This is a genomic window from Streptomyces doebereineriae, assembly GCF_031845645.1.
Classification (GTDB): domain Bacteria; phylum Actinomycetota; class Actinomycetes; order Streptomycetales; family Streptomycetaceae; genus Streptomyces; species Streptomyces canus.
Genome location: NZ_JAVREZ010000363.1, coordinates 1 through 440, shown reverse-complemented (window position 1 = coordinate 440; position 440 = coordinate 1). Strand labels below are relative to the sequence as shown.

The 440-nt window shown below is 68.9% G+C and carries 1 protein-coding gene; it reads right to left on the bottom strand.

The annotated features are described in order from the left end of the window. Positions 1 to 440 (bottom strand): arginase family protein (locus RNB18_RS52310; protein WP_311721092.1); only part of this gene is annotated, 440 nt, incomplete at both ends.

The following is a 440-nucleotide window of genomic DNA, read 5'->3' as shown; positions in this document are numbered from 1 at the left end:
GGCCCCCGCCACCGCGGTGTCGTCACCGCTGTCGTAGGCCGGAGCGACCTCCACCACGTCGGCACCGACGATCTGCAACCCGCGCATGGCGCGCAGCACCGCCACCAACTCACGACTCGTCATCCCACCGATCTCGGGTGTTCCCGTGCCCGGCGCGAATGCCGGATCCAGCACGTCGATGTCGATCGACACGTACACCGGGTGGTCCCCCACCCGGTCACGGATCCGCTCGATGACCCCGTCGACACCGATGCGGTCGATATCGCGGCAGTGGACCACCGTGAAGCCCAATGATTCGTCGTCGAGCAGGTCGGCGCGGTCGTAGAGCGAGCCGCGGATCCCGACGTGCGCCGAGTGGCCCTTGACGATCAGGCCCTGTTCGGAAGCCCGGCGGAACGGGGTGCCGTGCGTGCAGGGCGCACCGAAGTAGGTGTCCCAGG